The organism is Haloarcula sp. CGMCC 1.6347 (assembly GCF_037078395.1).
Taxonomy (GTDB): Archaea; Halobacteriota; Halobacteria; order Halobacteriales; family Haloarculaceae; genus Haloarcula; species Haloarcula amylolytica.
Genome location: NZ_JAYMGX010000002.1, coordinates 1233867 through 1251158, shown reverse-complemented (window position 1 = coordinate 1251158; position 17292 = coordinate 1233867). Strand labels below are relative to the sequence as shown.

The following is a 17292-nucleotide window of genomic DNA, read 5'->3' as shown; positions in this document are numbered from 1 at the left end:
ACGGAGTGAGCGTCCGGCCTTTTTCGCCCACGTTTTTGTACGGGGGTTGAGCGCTCGGCCCCGGCGAGCGCGAGGCCCCCGTGGAAAAACGTGGTTTAGCTGAATTTGCGGACCGTCATCGAAAGCGTATCGAGGTCCAGAATCGGCGCGAAGCCGGCGTCCGGGTCGATGTTGACGCTCTTCTGGAACTCGGTCTGGGCCTGCCAGCATCCTGAGTTCAGCGCAACGACGTTGTGATACTCGCCCCAGCCGAGCTTGTGGACGTGGCCGGTGTGGAACACGTCGGGGACCTCCTCCATCACCAGATAGTCGCGGTCCTCGGGGGCAAGCCGGGTGTGGCCCCCGTACTGCGGCGCGACGTGGCGCTTTTTCAGGAGCTGATACATCGCCTTGTGTGGCTCCTCGTAGCTGGCCTCCTCGTCCGGGAGTTCGGCGATGACCTCGTCGAGCGAGACGCCGTGGTACATGAGAACGGTGACGCCCTCGACGGTGACCAGCGAGGGGTTGGAGTGGACCTGGGCGTCGTGGGCGGTCATGATATCTCGGAGTTCCTCGTCGAAGCCGGGCTGGGGCTCGGCCAGCCGAACGGCGTCGTGGTTGCCCGGAATCATCCGAATCTCCATGTCGCCCGGGACCTCCTTGAGGTACTCCGAGAACGCGCGGTACTGGTCGTAGATGTCGATGATGTCCAGCTCCTCGTCCTGCTCGGGATAAATGCCAACGCCCTCCACCATGTCGCCGGCGATGAGCAGGTATTCGACGTTCTCGGCTTCGGAAGTGTGGAGCCAATCGGTAAAGCGGTGCCAGGCGTCTTCCATGAACTCCTGGCTCCCGACGTGAACGTCGGAGATGAGCGCCGCCTGGACGTGCCGGTCAGCGGTCGAAGGGCTGTGCGTTCGGGGCACGTCCGGGAAGTACAGCGAGTCCACGAACAGGATGCCGGCGTCGTCGGCCAGCGTCCCCTCGACGGCGATAACCTCGTCCATGAGCAACTGCTGCACGAGGTCGGCGATAGGGCGGTCTTTCATCACGAGGCAGGGGAAGGTCCCGTTCGTGTCTTCCAGTTCGACCAGCCAGTGCCCGCTGGCGGTCGACCGAATATCCGAGACCATCCCGATGAGTGCGGCGTCGCTGCCGCCGCCCATGTTCTCGATGGCGTCGGTCGGGCGGTGGTTCACTCGGCCCCGCAGTTTGCTCGCCAGTTTCTCGTAGCGGTCCCGGAACACCGCGACGAAGTCCGAGTACTCCCCGGTCCCAGTGGACTGGCCGGTCATATCGTTCGCGACTTCGATTGCCCGGAGGGATGTGTCCACGTCTCGTGACCCCCCCGTTTCAGGTGGAGCGGACGCACCCGGTTCGGTCGACGAGGCTGCGTCAGTTCCAGTTGAAACGGAGGGGTGTGATTGAGTCGGAGCGCCGGTTGTTTCGTTTCCGCGGTCTGGTTCGGTATTTGACGTTCCCTCACCGTTTTCTGTCGCTTCAATCACAGATTCGACGTGGTCTGTTGTCAGCTTCAGCGCGTCGTCGGGGAGGGTTTCGAGTGCGCGTTCCAGCGTCGCCGATGGGTCCGGTGTGTCGGCGATCCGAGTCACTGCCTCGCGCTCCGCGTTGTAGCCGTGGCTCGCGAGTTCGCTGACGATTCGTGCCGGCGTCTCCAGAGGCACGTTCCACACTCAGTGTCTGCGGGCAAAAGGATAGCGAACCAACGGCCGTCACAAGATTGATACGCCGCTGTCGGCAATCCGAGATAGGATGGGCCGGGACGAACCGACCAGTAGCACGCCTCCAGACGGGACAGAGGAGTCTGTGGAGGCCAGCCCTGCGTTTCGTCTCGCGCTATACGTCCGTGACATCGGTACGAGCGTCGGGGCCGTGGTGCTCGTCGGCGCGTTCCTGTTTGCTGTCAGCGGGGTGTGGCCGCCACTGGTCGCCATCGAAAGCGGGAGCATGGAGCCACACATCGACACCGGCGATATGGTGTTCGTCATGGACGCGGAGCGGTTCTCGGGACAGGAGGCCCGTCACGGCGTTGTAACGGCAGCGGCCGGGACAGAGACCGGGTATCGGACCTTTCAGCAGTCCGGGGACGTCATCGTCTTCGAACCTAACGGTAACGAGCAGCGAACGCCGATCATCCACCGGTCGATGCTGTGGGTCGATGCCGGCGAGAACTGGTACGACCGCGCGAACCAGACGTACGTCGGGAGCGCGGACAGTTGCGACGAACTACAGAACTGTCCGGCGCCGCATGCTGGATTTATTACGAAAGGTGACAACAAAGTAACCAACACTAGATACGATCAGGTCACCGGGGCGAGTACCGTTGTCCGTCCTGAGTGGGTCATTGGGACCGGTACTTTCCGAATTCCGCGTCTGGGATACGTGCGGGTCCAGCCGTCTCAGCTGTGGCACACGTCGGTGTCGATACCGGTCGGAGGAGCTACAGCACCAGCGGCAGCCTGACCAAACCGGAAGATAGCGTTCGGTCCAACAACAGAAAGTTGATTGGCCGCCTCCGAGTATTCGTGGTACGAATGGCCGGGTCAGACCGTCGGTCGTCGGACGGAGACGAAACCGAAGGACCGGGAGGGATGATGTACGTGGCCGATATCGTCAGTAGCGCCGGCTCGGTCCTGCTCGTCGGGGTGTTGCTGTTCGCCGTCAGCGGTGTGTGGCCCCCGCTCGTCGCTATCGAAAGCCCGAGCATGGACCCCCATATCAAGGAAGGCGACCTCGTGTTCGTGATGGAAGAGGAGCGGTTCTCCGGCCCGGGTGATCACGAGGGTGTCGTCACCGCAGCGAACGACGACAGCTATCGGACGTTCCAGCGTCCGGGCGACGTTATCGTATACGAGCCCGACGGCAACAGTCGGCAGACTCCGATCATCCACCGAGCGATGCTGTGGGTCGAGGAGGACGAGAACTGGTACGACCGCGCGAACAAGGACTACATCGGCAGTGCGGACAGTTGTGACGACCTCAGCTCCTGTCCGGCCGACCACGCCGGCTTCATCACCAAGGGCGACAAAAACGGCCGATACGATCAGGTCGGCTCTCCCCCGATCAGCGAACCGGTCAAACCCGGGTGGGTCGTCGGTACGGCAGAGATACGCGTCCCGTTGCTGGGACAGGTCCGACTCCAGTGGAACAAGGCCGGAGCGACTGGTGTAGTAACGGACGAGGCGGGGCCGACGGTGACGGACGAGACGGGACCCACAGCGGTGAACGGCACCGCGGCCGGGTAGCCGTAGCACTCGAAGGGGACTGTTTCACCTGGAACGGCCGAGCTGTCGAGCGCGAATACAGTTCGCAGGTCAGTTGTCGAACCGGGCCTGGACGAACGGCTGGACGTCGTCGATATCGCCGAGTCTCGAATCCGACAGGAGCACCGCCTCCGTTTCTTCAGTTGGAACCGAGAGGGAGATCTCTTTCGTGCGCCCGTAGCGGCCCTTCGAGACGACGACGGCGTTGACGATGCCGAGCATGTCCAGCTCCGAGATGAGGTCTGTGACGCGGCGCTGTGTCAGGATGTCGGCGTCGATCTCCTCACAGAGGTTCTTGTAGATGTTGAACACCTCGCCGGTGTTGATGTTGTGGACGCCGTTCTTTTCCAGCAGGATGATGGCAAACAGGACGATCTTCGACTGCGTGGGGAGCGTCCGGACGACCTCGACGACGCGGTCGAGTTCGATCTTCTCCTGAGCCTGCCGGACGTGGTCTTCGAGGACGTTGTCCGTCTGGTCACGCTCGGCGAGTTCGCCGGCCGTCCGGAGGAGGTCGAGCGCCCGGCGTGCGTCCCCGTGTTCCTGTGCGGCGAAGGCCGCACACAGCGGGATGACGTCCTCAGTGAGCGCGTCGCCTTTGAACGCCACGTCAGAGCGTGCCTGTAGGATGTCCCGAAGCTGGTTCGCGTCGTAGGGCGGGAAGACGATCTCCTCCTCGCCGAGGCTGGATTTGACCCGTGGATCGAGGAAGTCGGTGAACTTCAGATCGTTCGAGATGCCCATGATGGAGACACGGGAGTTCTCCAGTTCGGAGTTCATCCGGGAGAGGTTGTACAGCGTGTCGTCGCCGCTTTTCTCGACGAGCTTGTCGATCTCGTCGAGCATGATAACGACCACGCGCTCGTGGTAGTCGACGGCGTCGAAAAAGGAACTGTAGACCCGGTCCGTCGGCCACCCCGTCATCGGGACTTCCTCGAACTCCGCCTTGTCTGCTTCCAGCGATTCGATTTCGGCTTCGATGTCGTCGAGGGAGCCAAACGCCGTCTCTTCGAGTGCAACTGTGTTCTCGCGTGCGCGCGACCGAAGGTCTTCGAGTTCGGCGATGCGGTCGTCGATGAGCTGGACGTTCTTGTCGATGAATTTGTTCGCGAGCTGGGCCAGCACGCGGTACTGGGTGTCGGTCACCTCGCAGTTGATGTACTCGACCTCACAGGGGACCTCGTACTTCTGTGAGGTCGTTTCAAGTTCCTCGCTGACGAACTTCGCGGACGCGGTTTTCCCAGTGCCTGTCTTCCCGTAGATGAGGATGTTCGACGGCGTATCACCGCGCAAGGCGGTGACGAGAATCGTCGCCATGTTGTTGATCTGCTCCTCGCGGTGGGGGAGTTTGTGCGGCGTGTAGGAGGGGCGGAGGACCTCCTTGTTCTCGAAAATGGGTTCCCCTTCGAGAAGGTCGTCGAACAGGCCGCGGGACGCCTCGTCTGAGGGATCGTCGGATCCGGCATCGAGATTGTCGAGAATAACGTCATCGAGATCGGACGGCCCGGTCGATGTCCCGGAGTCCGTTTCGACATCGAGTTGCTCGTCGGACCCGTCGGCGTCGTTCGACGTCTCTGTCGTCGACGGGTCGGATGCCGGGGCCGAGTTGTCGCTTTCGTCAGTCATAGTCGAGAGAGTCCCCTTCGTTTCGTGTGGAGAGAGTTGGAGACACCGGAACAGAGGGAGCGAGGAGTGCGTCAGTGCCGTCGTTAGTGAGCATCAGCGCTCTCCGGTGCGTCCAGTTGAACCACATGAACCGTACCGTGAGTCGATATTAAATATTTCGGTACACCACCCATGAAACATATATGTTGTCATATTTATGATTTCTCCCGCATGGGTTCCGTTGTCGTAAAGAGGACTATAGCTTCAGTTTCACTGGGTTAGACGGGCATGGTACGGCAGGGGAATGAGTGGAGGGGAGGGAAGCCATGGAGTGGTTCCGGGAGCTGGTACGCTGTGTGAACACGACTGGTGGTACCACGGAAGGACGGGACCTGTAGGACAAAGCGACCGTAACGGGCCAACCCCCCCACCCCTTCGTTTCCGGTGGAACGGGAAACAGGCCCGGGGGGAGGGGGTGAGGGGGGCGAAAATGTCCTCTAGTAAGAAGAAAGGTTTAATACACTACCTCAAAAACCAAAGCCGTACTAGATAAAACAAATTTCTAGTAGAGGGTAGTGTTCAGTTTTCTAGTGTCTAGGCCGTTCTAACTAGTGGTATCGCAAGTCGCGCCGATTTGAACAGCTGGTCCGCTCCCGATTTGATCGGTAATTCTCCACCCCCTCCCCAGGGGAGTCTGTCGTTCCACCTGAAACAAAGGGGTGGGGGGCTAGGATGGTCCACCCCCAATCCGAATCGCTGGGTTTCGGATGACCGGACTCCACCCGAACAGTTCCCGTCACGATCGCATCCGCGGAAACGCGCACACGCTGATCTGTGCTATGCCTCCCCATGTCAGAAAAAGGACTAATGTCTGACGTAGGCTTAAGTGAATTCGCCTATCTTTTACGGGCAGAGCCGCCATACCGGACGACTCCGGGCGGCGGGAGGATAGGATGGGATTGTTAACAAACCTCAAAGATAGCATCTCACGCGCGGCATCGACGCTGTTCTCCGAAGAGGATCCGAAGCGGATCGGTATCTACGGCCCGCCGAACGCCGGCAAGACGACGCTGGCAAATCGCATCGCACGCGACTGGACCGGCGACGCCGTCGGTCCGGAGAGTCACGTTCCACACGAGACTCGCCGTGCGCGCCGAAAGGAGAACGTCGAGATCGAACGCGACGGGAAGAAAGTGACAATCGACATCGTCGACACGCCGGGCGTGACGACGAAGGTCGATTACACCGAATTCCTCGAACACGACATGGAGAAAGACGACGCCGTCCGTCGCTCCCGCGAAGCGACCGAGGGCGTCGCCGAAGCGATGCACTGGCTCCGCGAGGACGTCGACGGTGTCATTTACGTGCTTGACTCCGCGACCGATCCGTTCACGCAGGTCAACACCATGCTCATTGGCATCATCGAGAGCCAGGACCTTCCGGTGTTGATCCTCGCGAACAAGATCGATCTGGAGGAGTCCTCCGTCCAGCGCATCCGAAACGCCTACCCCCAGCACGAGACGATTCCGCTGTCGGCGCTCGAGGGAGACAACATGGACGAAGTCTACGACAAAATCGCGGAGTACTTCGGGTGATATAATGGCAGAAGTCAAAGACCCAGACGACGGCGTCCAGATCGACCTCATCAGCGGCGAACGCATGGCCGGACTGGCCTCGATGGAGAAGATCCGAATGATTCTCGACGGGGTTCGTGACGGCAACATCGTCATCCTCGAAGAGGGACTCTCCCCCGACGAGGAGTCCCGCCTGATCGAAGTCACGATGACGGAGATCAGCCCCGACGAGTTCAACGGCATCGAAATCGAGACCTACCCCAAGTCCGAGGCTGCCGACGCTAGCATCCTCGACCGGCTGATGGGCAAACAGTCGACCCAGAAGCTGACAGTCATCGGGCCGGCGAACCAGATAGAGACGCTCCATAAGGACGAAACGCTCATCAGCGCGCTCGTCTCCCGGAAATAATGCCCCACCAGTGTACGGACTGTGGCCGTGGCTTCGACGACGGGTCGAAGGAGATGCTCTCGGGCTGTCCCAACTGCGGCGGGAACAAGTTCCAGTATCAGCCCGAGGGGGCCGACATCTCCGAGACGCCGGACGCGGAGCCACCGGAACCACCGGGACCTGACAGCACTGTCGCCCGTACCGTCGGCAAGACCGCCGCCTCGGTACGTGACTTCGTCAGTGGCTCCGCTCCGGACGGCGACCGTCCCGCCGAACAGTCCCATCTCGACGCCGACCGGTCGGCTGACTCACAGCCGAGTGACCCATCCCACACGTCCGGCTCGCCGTCGACCGAACCCGACCGCACGTCTGCGGCTGAGGATTCAGCCCAGGCCAGTGCCCGCGGCGATATCGTCGAACCGGACGAACTCCCGTCCGACGCACCGTCGGCGTCCGAATCAGAACACCAGTTCCGCCCTGTCGGTGCGGACCCTGACCCACCGGCGGAACCAGAGCAGGAAGACCGACCCGACCTGGAGGAACTGCGCGCGGAACTCAACGACCAGTTCGAGTCGATCAAGGTACTGGAACCCGGCCAGTACGAACTGAACCTGATGGAACTGTACGACCGCGAGGAGTACATCATCGCGCTGCAGGAAGACGGGCACTACTCGATTCAGGTCCCCGAAACCATCCGCTCCGAGTGACCGACACGGTCTTCTCGCCGCTTTCACCCATTCGTTAGCCCGAATTACGCCGTAGAACGGCTGCACACTCCATTGAGTATCAACGCGGGCACAACCATTATATAATATGCCGTGGATGCTTCGGATAACGCCATGAGCCACCGAGAACTCTCGACATCGGATTCACACCTCGAAGAGTGGGCGTCACTCCTCGGTGCTGATATCGACGACGACGGGCGCGACAGCGACTTGCTTGACGACCAGGACGACCCCGCTTGACATCCTCTCCGCCCTGAAGGGCGAAGATTCCCGACTGCCGTTGGGATATTGTGGTCTACGGGACAACCTGTTCTTGTGGGCGTAATCTGCCCGTTGATTTATCGAACAGGCGCACCGATGGCTGTGCCAAACAGCCGTTACTCCTATCCTGTGACGGACTCGGAGTTACCGTCGCTCGCATATTCTCCGCCGCATTCAGATCACTGTTCGCAACCAAATCACACTCTGAACACACATACAACCCGCGCTCAACACGGTTAGAATCCGCTTCTGTGCCACACTCACAGCATGTTTTCGAGGTTTTTAATCCGCCTTCGGGAACGCGCTCTATACTGATGCCGCGTTCTTCGGCTTTGTATTCAATGTGGCTCAACAGCGTTTCAAACGCCCAATCGTGCAGCCGCTTGTTCCCGTGGCGTCCCCAATCAGAGTCGTCACGAATCTTTTTCGGATGACCTATTGCTATCGTCCCGACATTGCGAGTGGCGCATTGCTCCACAATATCTTTCGATAGTGCGTGCAAGAAATGGTCTTGCCGCCGGGACTTCTTTTGTCGAAGTCGCTGTGCCTCATTGCTCGGGCCGTTTTCACCCTCTGTGTTGTATTCTTCATGACGGAAGTAGTGAGTATCTTCTTTCAGGGCGTTGCCCGGATACAATAGCGTCTCGTCACCGATAGAGACAGCCGCCGTGTTGCAGATACCAAGATCAACACCAGCCGTCTTCTCGCCGGGACTCTCCGACGTTTCAATCTGCATTTCGCAGACGAAATGCAGTTCCCACTGGTTGCCAGTCCAGACAGAACGCACCGTCTGGACGGTTTCAACATCGGAAAGCGTCTGGTCGTCTGCTTGGATCGTGTATTCACAGAGGATGTAGTCTGCGGCGTACCGAGACTCCTTCATATTCGTGCCCTTTGAGAGACGAACGCGGTTGTACTCGGTATCCAGTTTGAAGCCCTTATTTTTCCACGTCACGGTTGAACGCGGGTGTTCGTCGCCGTGTTTGCGATAACCGGGCGGATTCGCGTCAGGATCGTCCTGCTCGTACCACGAGACGAACGCCTCACCAAGTTCTTGGAGAACTCGTTGACTGGACTGAGAATGTAGGTCCGCGTAGCGTTCGTGATTTTTGAGGTACGAGCAGAGTTCGTCGGCGCTTGGGATATGGTCGATAGCGTCCCAAACACGAGAGATTGTCCATCGCCCGATGTTCCAGAGTTTGCTGGCGGCGAAGCCATGCGAATCAAGGTCGTCAGAGACTTGCGAGTGATTAGTGACACTCGCTTTCAGTGTCCGAGTGACGACCTGATTCGACACACGTAAGCATAGTATTATTACTTATATAATTGTTCGGGTGATGTCTAATAGTGGAATATCCAGCCGTAGCTACGGGTGTAGCATGACGCCAATTTGTCGGATTCATGGCCGCCGTGAACGGCGAGGCTTTCTCCTCGTTTTCCCGTAACGATCACGGTTCGTCAGGGAGCACCTCTCGCAGTTACAGCCACGTCTCTCACACCGCTGGCGAGGCGAAAAATACAGCTCGGGACGGATACCGTCCCGAAACCCGTCGGTCGCGAGCGATACCGGGTTACGAGATTTTGTTGTACTGGTCGGAGAGCTTCTCGGCGGCGTCGGCCATCAGGTCCTGCTCGTAGTCGTCGAGGTCCCACTCGACGATTTCTTCGACGCCGTTGCTCCCGAGACGGACCGGGACACCGAATGCGGTGTCCTCGTGCCCGAACTCGCCTTCGAGCTTGACCGACGCCGGTAGCACTTCGCCGGTGTCGTGGAGGATAGCTTCGACCATGTGGGCGACGCCGCGTGCCGGCCCCCACTCGGTCGCGCCCTTGCGCTCGATGACGTCCATCGCCGATTCCTGCAGGTCGCCCAGCAGCGCCTCCTTCTCGTCGTCGCTGAACTCGGGGTCGGTGCCGTCGACGCGGACCTTCGAGAACACGGGGACCTGTGCGTCGCCGTGTTCCCCGAGAATCGTCCCTTCGACGTTCTGAACCGGCGCGTCGAACTCCTCGCTCAGCACGTAGCGGAACCGCGCGGAGTCCAGGCGGCCGCCGAAGCCGATGACCTGCTCGCGCGAGCGGTCGCCAGCCTCGTAGAGGTGGCGGTTGAGCAGGTCGACGGGGTTCGACGTGGTCAGCGAGATATAGTCGTCGTTGTGCTCGTCCAGCGAGGACTGGATGTCCTCCATGATCGGCGCGTTGTCGCCGGCGAGGTCGATACGGGTCTGGCCGGGCTGGCGGGGGATGCCGGCCGTGATGACGACCACGTCGGAGCCGGCGGTGTCCTCGTAGCCGCCCTGGCGGACACGCGTGTTCGAATCGTAGGCGATGCCGTGGTTCGTGTCGGCGGCCTGCCCGACCGTGTCGTCTTCCTTGTCCGGGATGTCCACGAAAACGACTTCGTCAGCGATGTCACGGAGCGCGATGTTGTACCCTGCGGCTGCGCCGACTGTGCCGGCTGCGCCGACTACGCTTACCTTTGTCATACCATTCGGAAAGGCTCGGGCGCGAACGTTAAACGTGTCGAAACCCCGATTCCGCCGCACAGCGTTCAGGCAATACCGACATCTCGCACCCGTAAACTGTTTTCAGCCCCGTGGCGTTGTGACTTGTATGAGCGACTTCGACAAGGAAGCCGAACGCGAGAAACTCCGCGAGAAGTTCGAGCAAGAGGAGGACAACCGGGCGGCGACAGAGCAGATGAGCGAACTCCTGTTGAAGGGCGCGACGATGACGAACGCCCACTGCAGCGAGTGTGGCGACCCCATCTTCCGCTACGACGGCCAGGAGTTCTGCCCCAGCTGCCAGAAACCGGTCGCTCGTGATACGCAGGCCAACGGCACGGATGCGTCGGACGCTCCCGAACAGGCGGGTCAGAGCGATGACAGTGACCAGATTGAGGTCGCCGACCCCAGCGACGAGGCCCGCGTTCAGTTCGGCGACTCCGACGAGGGGGCAACCGAAAGTGCGCCGGACGCGACGGACGAATCCGGGGCGACGCCGTCGACGAGCGACCCGGCCGCTCCACCCGAAGCGGGGGGTAGCCAGACGCCTCAGCAGTCCGGCCACTCGGAGCCAGCGACACAGACCGCCCGAACAGGCGTTTCATCGGAGCAGGACCGGCAGACTGCAAACGAACAGCCGTTTGAGACGGAGACACAGAACCCCCCCGTTTCCGCTCGACAGACAGTCCCGTCCGATAGCAATACCGACGATATTGCGGCGAATATGGACGCGGCGTCGGCGCTGCTAGCCGAGACTGCCCACCGTTTCGCCGAGCGTGCGGCCGCGACCGAGAACCCGCGCGAGGCTCGCGAACATCTACAGGCAGCCCGAGAAGCAGCGGAAGCGCTGGACGCGGCGCGGTTCTGAACGGAGCCCTAGCTACGGGTCGTAGTCGCTGGCGATAACTTCTCGAATCCGGTCGGCGGTCACGTCGCCGATGCCGGACACGCCCAGCAGGTCGTCTTTGTCGGCGGTCATCACCGCCTCGACGCTACCGAAGGCTTCCAGCAGCGTGCGCGCGGTCACCGGCCCGACTTCGGCTATCGAGGCGACGACGTACTCCTGTTGTTCCGGGAGCGTCTTCGACTGTTTCTCCCCGTGAACGCTCACCTCGCGGTCGGCCACCTCCTGTTCCCGTTCGGCGATGACCTCCAGCAGGTCGGCGGTCTCGTCTTCGTCGCTGGTCCGGAGGACACTCGCGCCGAAGTCGACGGCCAGCGACGCGAGCGCCCCCTGAATCGCCTTGTGGTGGACGTTACGCGCGCCGAAGAGGTCCTCCCCCTCGATAACGACCACGGGCCGGCCGTAATTTCGCGTGGCGTCGCCGACCTGCTCGAACATCGACCGGTCGCCGCCCGTCAGCGTGTCCATGAAATCAGCGACGGTCTTGCGCTCGACGACCACGCGGTCCGAGAGGACGTAGTCGCCGACGGCCAGCGTTTCGAGTCGGGTCTCGATACCGTCCCGCGTCGAGAGGTCCCGGGCGATGTTCGAATCGAGCTCCCGCTGGTCGGCGACGATTTCGACGGGGTCGTCCTCGTCGTCGCGGCCGGCGCTGGCGACCGTTCCCTCGTCGGCCGCTGTCCCAGCGGTCCCTTCGCCACCTGCAGTCCCGGTGTCTTCCCCGTCGCTCTGCGTCGCGTCCCCGTCGACTTCGGCCGCTTCCGACGGGTCGTCTGCGAAGGCGTCCAGCCCGGCCTGCCCGTCGCCGTCGTCGTTTTCACTGGTTGATTTGTTAGCTGCGCTACCCCTCTCGTTTCCAGTGGAACCCGACTGCACTGTTGCGGTTTCCTCCTCCCCGGTTCCACTCGAAGCGGTCCCCTCGGCGTCCTCGTACTCGTCGAGACCGGTCTGGTCGAGGCGGGCTTCCAACTCGCCGGCGACGCTTTTGAGCTCGTTCAGTTCGCGTTTCATCCGCTTCTGGTCGTTGCGGGCCTTCCAGAAGTACGCCTCGTCGCGGGTGTCCTCGGCCAGCAGGACGACGACGCGGCCCTCGGCCTGTCGGCCAGTCCGGCCCTTCCGCTGGATGGCCCGAATTGCGGTCGGCACCGGTTCGTAGAACAACACCAGGTCGACTTCCGGCACGTCCAGCCCCTCCTCGGCGACGGATGTCGAGACGAGCACCTCGAACTCGCCGTCCCGGAACCGGTCCAGCGTCTCCTGTTGCTGGCTCTGGCTCATCCCCTCGCTGCCGTCGGTGTCGCTCTGACCGACGAACTTCTGGGTCGTGAAGTGGTCCGAGAGGAAGTCCACGAGCGTCTCGGCGGTGTCCCGCGATTCGGTGAAGACGATGACGCGCTCGCCGTTCTCGATGCCCAGCGTCTCGGCCAGCAACATCCGGGTCTGTCGGAACTTCGGATGCAGGTCGTCGTAGTCACTGGCCTTCCGCATCGCCTCGCGGACCTTCGGCTCGCTGACGAGGCGCTGGTCGGCCTTCGACGCGCCGGAGGAGCGGGCAGCCTCCTTTAGCCGCTCGAAGTACCGCCGCAGGGACTCGACGCTCTGCGTTTCGACGTACGTGACGGCAGTCCGGAGCTTGCGGACCTCCGCGAGAAAGCTCATCCCCTGGTAGCCCTCGCTCTGGTCGTTGTTCATCAGGTCCCGCAGTTGCCCCTGAATCTGCTGGATTTCGCGCTCGGAGATGTCCGCCGAGGATTTGTTCGTGACGCCGAGTTCCCGTAGTTGGTCCAGCCGGTCTTCGATGACCTCGTTGATCGCGTCGCGGATCTCGACGACGACCTCGGGCAGTTCGATGCGGTTCCAGTCGACGCTGGTGTCGTGGGTGTACTCGGCCACGTCGGCGTCGTTCTCGGTCATCACCGCGACTTCGGACAGGCCGAGGTTCTCACACACTTCGAGTATCGCCTCCTCGTCGTCGCCGGGGGAGGCGCTCATGCCCGTCACAAGCGGGTCTTCGGCGTCGGCGTGGTAGCGGTCAGCGATGTAGTTGTAGGCGTAATCGCCGGTCGCCCGGTGGCACTCGTCGAAGGTGCAGTGGGTCACGTCGGCAAGGGAGATGCGGTTGCCGACGAGGTCGTTCTCGACAACCTGCGGCGTCGCGATGACGATGCGGGCGTCCTCCCAGAGGGCGGCCCGGTCGTCGGGTCGGACTTCGCCGGTGAACACGACGACGTCCTCGTCGTCGATCTCCAGGGCTTCGCGGTAGAACTCGGCGTGTTGCTGGACCAGCGGCTTCGTCGGGGCCAGCATGAGCGCTTTCCCGCCGACGGCGTGCAGCCGTTCGGCGGTCACCAGTAGCGAGACAGTCGTCTTGCCCAGCCCGGTCGGAAGACAGACGAGCGTGTGGTCTCCGCTCGCCGTCTCCGCCAGTTCAGTCTGGTAGCGGCGGTTCTCCAGGAACTCCGGCGTCACCAGCGGGCGCTCGACGTGCTCGCCACCGGCGTCGGTGGTCGCCATTACCCACGCGTTCGTCCTGCCGGTGGTTAAGGGTTCAGATACCAGGGTGAAAGTGAACGGACGGCCTCAGAGGCCGAAGCCGGGCAGGTACTGGACGCCGACCCACATCGCCAGCGCGCCAAGCACCGGAATCGAGAAGTTGTCGTCGATGACGTAGCCGGCGATCCGGGGTTTGACGCCGTCGGCGAACGTCGCCGCGATACCGCCAAGCACGGCTGCCGCGGGGGGGACGAACGGGGCCGCAAGCAGCGTGCAGACGCCGAACATCACGAGCAGGACCCAGGCCTGTTTGACGTTGCTGGCATCAGCCGAGCCCAGCAGGCCGCTGATGGGGTCGCCGATGGCGAGCATCAACATCGCCGGGACGGCGACCGTCTCGGTCATACTCGGAAGCTCGACGGCGAAGGCGACGATGGCTATCCCGACGATGTACAGCGCGTAGCCGGCGGGGTTGTCCTGTTCGTACTCGCGGGTGAGCCGGTCGTACACCACCCAGTCCAGGCCGGTCGTCAGCCGTACGGCTTCGAGAACACACACGACGACGAGCGCCACGGCTAGGAATCCCTGTACGACGCGCCACGTAATCAGGTCCGGCCGCAGCAGATGCGCGAGCGGGACCGCCGCACCGGTGACGTGGACGAGCCGCCGGGATACCTCGTCGGCCATCTACAGGTCGGCGAAGGTCAGGTCGCCGGTTGCGAGCCGTTCGAGCCGGTCGGCGAGCCCGTCGATGGGGAGGCGTTTCTGCTCGGTCGTGTCGCGTTCGCGTACCGTGACCTCGCCGTCTTCCAAGCTCTCGTAATCTATGGTCACGCAGTAGGGCGTCCCCACCTCGTCCTGGCGGCGGTAGCGCCGCCCGATGGCCCCGGAGTCGTCGTAGGTGACCGAGAGACCGGCGGCCCGGAGGTCGTCGGCGATGTCGCTTGCGAGCTCGGCCATTCCGTCCTTGTCCATCAGCGGGAAGACGCCGACCGTGGTCGGGGCCTGCTCGGGCGGGAGGTCGAGGTAGGTCCGCTCCTCGCCGTCGACCTCGTCGGTCTCGTATGCGTGTGCGAGCACGGTGTAGATGATCCGGCCCACGCCAAAGGAGGGTTCGACGACGTGTGGGCGGATGTGTTCGCCGTTCTCGGTGACCTCGTCGACGCTGAAGTTCGTCTCCTCGACGGGGACGGTGTGGGACTCGCCGTCGACCTCGACGGTGACCTCGTCGTCATCGAAGGCGTCCGGGTTCCGCTCGGCCAGCGCTTCGAGCGCGTCGGCGACCGCGCCGGCGTCCCCGCCGAACTCCGGCCCGAGGTAGCTCATGTCGGGATCGACGGTCGCGCGCTCGACGGTGATCGGCTCGTCGTACTGCTTGAACACCGTGTAGTCCTCGCCGGAGTGCTCGGCGTGTTTCGAGAGGTCGTAGTCGCCCCGATAGGCGAAGCCCGTGATCTCTATCCAGTCGCCGTCGACCTCGCTCTCGGCGTCCCAGCAGTCGGAGGCGTAGTGGGCGCGCTCGCCGGCCAGGTGCTGTCGGTAGCGAAAGCGGTCCATGTCGACGCCGATGCGCTCGTACCACTCCGTGGAGACGCCCAGGTAGTAGGCGACCCACTCGCTCTCGACGATACCCTGGTCGACAGCCTCGCGGACAGTCAGTTCCTGCATCCCGCCGTCCTCGGACTCCTGTGCCGCGGCGGAGTACAGCGGCAGCGTCACGTCCTCGACCTCGGCCAGCGGCGGTTCGTCCTCCTCGGGGTCGATGAAGTGTTCCAGTTCGGCCTGGGTGAACTCCCGGACGCGGACCAGCGACTTCCGCGGGGAGATCTCGTTCCGGTAGGCTTTCCCGATCTGGGCGACGCCGAAGGGGAGCTGATTCCGGGCGTACTCCGAGAGCTGCGGGAACTCCACGAAGATGCCCTGTGCGGTCTCCGGGCGGAGATAGCCCGGCGACGACGACCCCGGGCCGATGTTGGTCTCGAACATCAGGTTGAAGTTGTCGACCGGCTGGTCGGCCAGGGACGTGTGACAGGAGGGACACTCGATGCCGTGGTCGGCAATGAGGTCCATCACCTCCTCGTTGGGGAGCGATTCGGCCTCCTCGATGTCCGTGTTGTCCTCGACCAGGTGGTCCGCGCGGTGGGTCGCCCCGCACTCGCCACATTCGACGATCATGTCGTCGAAGCCGTCGAGGTGGCCCGAGGCCTCGAAGACGGGCTCGGGCATGATGTCGGGGGCCGAAATCTCCTGGTGGCCTTCCTTGACGACGTAGCGGTCCCGCCAGGCGTCCTCGATGTTCGATTTCAGCGCAGCGCCCTGTGGCCCGTAGGTCCAGAAGCCCGCCGCGCCGCCGTAGGCGCTCGACGAGGGGAAGTAGAAGCCGCGACGCTTCGCCAGTTCGGTGAGGCGTTCGCCCTCGCTCATAGGCCTCGCAGCAGGTCGATATCCCGGACGATGCCGGTGAGCTCGTCACCCGACAGCAGCGGGATCTGTTCGATGTCGTGCTCGATCATCAGCTGTGCCGCCTCCTCGGCGGTGCGGCGCTTGTTCACCGTCACGACCTCGTCGGTCATGAACTCGCGGACGGGCTCGGCAGGGAGCTCGACGTTGCGAGTGGGCATGTACCGACCGCCGACGGCTTTGATGCCTTCCCAGGCCCAGTCGTCGTCCTGATTGGCGATGGAGTCGCCGGTGTCGTCCTCGCCCTCGACGACGCGGGCGACCGCGATGATATCGACCTCGGTGAGCATCCCCGACATGTCGCCGTCGTCGCCGAGCACGACGCCGTATGGGACGTTCGCGTGGGAAAGCTCCCGTTCGGCGACGGTCAGCGGCGTGCCTTCGTACACGCAGTTGATGTCGCGGTTGGCGAGATCACCGACGATCCTGTCGCCGTCGACGTCGCCGTTGGCGATGGACCGAATCACGTCGGTCACTGTAATGATCCCTTTGAGCTGGCCGTCGACGATGGGGAGGCGTCGCTCGCCGTCCTCGACCATCACCTGCGCGGCGGCTTCGATAGACGTGTCCTCGCTGATCGCCGGGACTTCCTCGACGAGCAGGGCTAGCTGGTCTTCGTCGGGGCTCTCGATGAGCGCATCGCGTGAAATAATCCCTCTGAACTCCTCGCCCCCGTCGGTCTCCTTGATGACCGGGACCGACGAGAAGGCCTGCTCCTGGAGGTACTCCAGTGCGTCATCACGGGTCCCAGGAATGGTGACCGTGACGACCTCCGAGCGTGGCGTCATAGCGTCTGCGACGTTCATACTGCCAGAACTTCCTTCCCGCATCTACTAAGTCCTTAACATCCGTCCGTTTTCGGCATCCGGGTAGCACGCCGGCCGGCCATCGGCTCTCGCCGACGACCGTGCAGACGCCTTCTCGGAAACCCAGGGACTGTGCCGCCTCGAAAACCCTTCGTCTTCTGCCATATTGATGTTCCGCATCTTGGTATGAACAGAACCACGGAGACAGCCGCTGATGGTTGATGTATAAGGCTCTGTGTGTACTGGCTCACGGACCATATCGTCCCAATATTGACAGGATACGAACTATTGTCAGACAGTTGGCGCTGG

The 17292-nt window shown here is 62.5% G+C and carries 15 protein-coding genes; 7 read left to right on the top strand and 8 right to left on the bottom strand.

The window, feature by feature from the left end; genetic code table 11:
* Positions 1 to 95: 95 nt before the first annotated feature.
* A complete protein-coding gene (locus VI340_RS14875) occupies positions 96 to 1664 on the bottom strand; it encodes a DNA-directed DNA polymerase II small subunit (RefSeq protein ID WP_336329525.1) in 1569 nt (522 codons plus the stop codon).
* Between the two features lie 88 nt (positions 1665 to 1752).
* Here VI340_RS14875 and VI340_RS14870 point away from each other — a divergent pair, with 88 nt between their 5' ends.
* Positions 1753 to 2463 (top strand): S26 family signal peptidase, encoded by a 711-nt coding sequence (locus VI340_RS14870; protein ID WP_008307185.1) that lies wholly within the window; start codon positions 1753 to 1755, stop codon positions 2461 to 2463.
* Positions 2464 to 2591: 128 nt separating this feature from the next.
* On the top strand, positions 2592 to 3245 hold the full coding sequence (locus tag VI340_RS14865) for a S26 family signal peptidase (RefSeq protein WP_008307186.1): 654 nt from the start codon (positions 2592 to 2594) through the stop codon (positions 3243 to 3245).
* 69 nt (positions 3246 to 3314) lie between these two features.
* On the opposite strand, the gene VI340_RS14860 is transcribed toward VI340_RS14865, so the two are convergent.
* Positions 3315 to 4889, bottom strand: coding sequence for a Cdc6/Cdc18 family protein (locus tag VI340_RS14860; protein WP_336358638.1), 1575 nt, complete (start codon positions 4887 to 4889; stop codon positions 3315 to 3317).
* Between the two features lie 932 nt (positions 4890 to 5821).
* Between VI340_RS14860 and VI340_RS14855 the strand changes: the two genes are divergently transcribed.
* From VI340_RS14855 to VI340_RS14840, 4 genes are all read left to right on the top strand, one after another.
* Positions 5822 to 6463, top strand: coding sequence for an Era-like GTP-binding protein (locus VI340_RS14855; RefSeq protein ID WP_004590329.1), 642 nt, complete (start codon positions 5822 to 5824; stop codon positions 6461 to 6463).
* Positions 6464 to 6467: 4 nt separating this feature from the next.
* Entirely contained in the window at positions 6468 to 6851 is a 384-nt protein-coding gene (locus VI340_RS14850; protein WP_004517591.1) for a DUF2073 domain-containing protein, read from the top strand.
* A complete protein-coding gene (locus VI340_RS14845; RefSeq protein WP_008307188.1) occupies positions 6851 to 7537 on the top strand; it encodes an OapC/ArvC family zinc-ribbon domain-containing protein in 687 nt (228 codons plus the stop codon). The genes VI340_RS14850 and VI340_RS14845 overlap by 1 nt, the downstream gene beginning before the upstream one ends.
* A 132-nt stretch (positions 7538 to 7669) precedes the next feature.
* A complete protein-coding gene (locus tag VI340_RS14840; RefSeq protein ID WP_008307189.1) occupies positions 7670 to 7795 on the top strand; it encodes a hypothetical protein in 126 nt (41 codons plus the stop codon).
* A gap of 55 nt (positions 7796 to 7850) precedes the next feature.
* On the opposite strand, the gene VI340_RS14835 is transcribed toward VI340_RS14840, so the two are convergent.
* A complete protein-coding gene (locus tag VI340_RS14835; protein ID WP_008307190.1) occupies positions 7851 to 9113 on the bottom strand; it encodes an RNA-guided endonuclease InsQ/TnpB family protein in 1263 nt (420 codons plus the stop codon).
* 274 nt (positions 9114 to 9387) lie between these two features.
* Positions 9388 to 10302, bottom strand: coding sequence for a malate dehydrogenase (mdh, locus tag VI340_RS14830; RefSeq protein WP_336358637.1), 915 nt, complete (start codon positions 10300 to 10302; stop codon positions 9388 to 9390).
* Positions 10303 to 10429: 127 nt separating this feature from the next.
* On the opposite strand from mdh, the gene VI340_RS14825 reads away from it, so the two are divergent.
* Positions 10430 to 11188 (top strand): Sjogren's syndrome/scleroderma autoantigen 1 family protein, encoded by a 759-nt coding sequence (locus VI340_RS14825; protein WP_336358636.1) that lies wholly within the window; start codon positions 10430 to 10432, stop codon positions 11186 to 11188.
* Between the two features lie 12 nt (positions 11189 to 11200).
* Here the strand turns inward: VI340_RS14825 and VI340_RS14820 are convergent, their stop codons facing one another.
* The 4 genes from VI340_RS14820 to VI340_RS14805 all read right to left on the bottom strand — a co-directional run bounded on the left by VI340_RS14820 (position 11201) and on the right by VI340_RS14805 (position 16983).
* Positions 11201 to 13738 (bottom strand): DEAD/DEAH box helicase, encoded by a 2538-nt coding sequence (locus VI340_RS14820; RefSeq protein ID WP_336358635.1) that lies wholly within the window; start codon positions 13736 to 13738, stop codon positions 11201 to 11203.
* A 66-nt stretch (positions 13739 to 13804) separates the two neighbouring features.
* Complete coding sequence (locus VI340_RS14815) at positions 13805 to 14404, bottom strand: dolichol kinase-like protein (RefSeq protein ID WP_008307194.1); 600 nt, start codon at positions 14402 to 14404, stop codon at positions 13805 to 13807.
* Positions 14405 to 16141, bottom strand: a complete 1737-nt coding sequence (gene glyS / locus VI340_RS14810) for a glycine--tRNA ligase (protein ID WP_336358634.1) — start codon at positions 16139 to 16141, stop codon at positions 14405 to 14407.
* Entirely contained in the window at positions 16138 to 16983 is an 846-nt protein-coding gene (locus VI340_RS14805) for a CBS domain-containing protein (RefSeq protein ID WP_008307196.1), read from the bottom strand. The genes glyS and VI340_RS14805 overlap by 4 nt, the downstream gene beginning before the upstream one ends.
* Positions 16984 to 17292: the final 309 nt, after the last annotated feature.

Excerpts from the sequence above, each read along its gene's own strand:
- VI340_RS14825 (WP_336358636.1), top strand. The coding sequence starts at position 10,430 with ATGAGCGACTTCGACAAGGAAGCCGAACGCGAGAAACTCCGCGAGAAG.
- VI340_RS14815 (WP_008307194.1), bottom strand. The coding sequence starts at position 14,404 with ATGGCCGACGAGGTATCCCGGCGGCTCGTCCACGTCACCGGTGCGGCG.
- VI340_RS14865 (WP_008307186.1), top strand. The coding sequence starts at position 2,592 with ATGATGTACGTGGCCGATATCGTCAGTAGCGCCGGCTCGGTCCTGCTC.
- VI340_RS14845 (WP_008307188.1), top strand. The coding sequence starts at position 6,851 with ATGCCCCACCAGTGTACGGACTGTGGCCGTGGCTTCGACGACGGGTCG.
- VI340_RS14870 (WP_008307185.1), top strand. The coding sequence starts at position 1,753 with ATGGGCCGGGACGAACCGACCAGTAGCACGCCTCCAGACGGGACAGAG.
- VI340_RS14850 (WP_004517591.1), top strand. The coding sequence starts at position 6,468 with ATGGCAGAAGTCAAAGACCCAGACGACGGCGTCCAGATCGACCTCATC.
- glyS (WP_336358634.1), bottom strand. The coding sequence starts at position 16,141 with ATGAGCGAGGGCGAACGCCTCACCGAACTGGCGAAGCGTCGCGGCTTC.
- VI340_RS14840 (WP_008307189.1), top strand. The coding sequence starts at position 7,670 with ATGAGCCACCGAGAACTCTCGACATCGGATTCACACCTCGAAGAGTGG.
- VI340_RS14820 (WP_336358635.1), bottom strand. The coding sequence starts at position 13,738 with ATGGCGACCACCGACGCCGGTGGCGAGCACGTCGAGCGCCCGCTGGTG.
- VI340_RS14860 (WP_336358638.1), bottom strand. The coding sequence starts at position 4,889 with ATGACTGACGAAAGCGACAACTCGGCCCCGGCATCCGACCCGTCGACG.
- VI340_RS14805 (WP_008307196.1), bottom strand. The coding sequence starts at position 16,983 with ATGAACGTCGCAGACGCTATGACGCCACGCTCGGAGGTCGTCACGGTC.
- VI340_RS14855 (WP_004590329.1), top strand. The coding sequence starts at position 5,822 with ATGGGATTGTTAACAAACCTCAAAGATAGCATCTCACGCGCGGCATCG.
- mdh (WP_336358637.1), bottom strand. The coding sequence starts at position 10,302 with ATGACAAAGGTAAGCGTAGTCGGCGCAGCCGGCACAGTCGGCGCAGCC.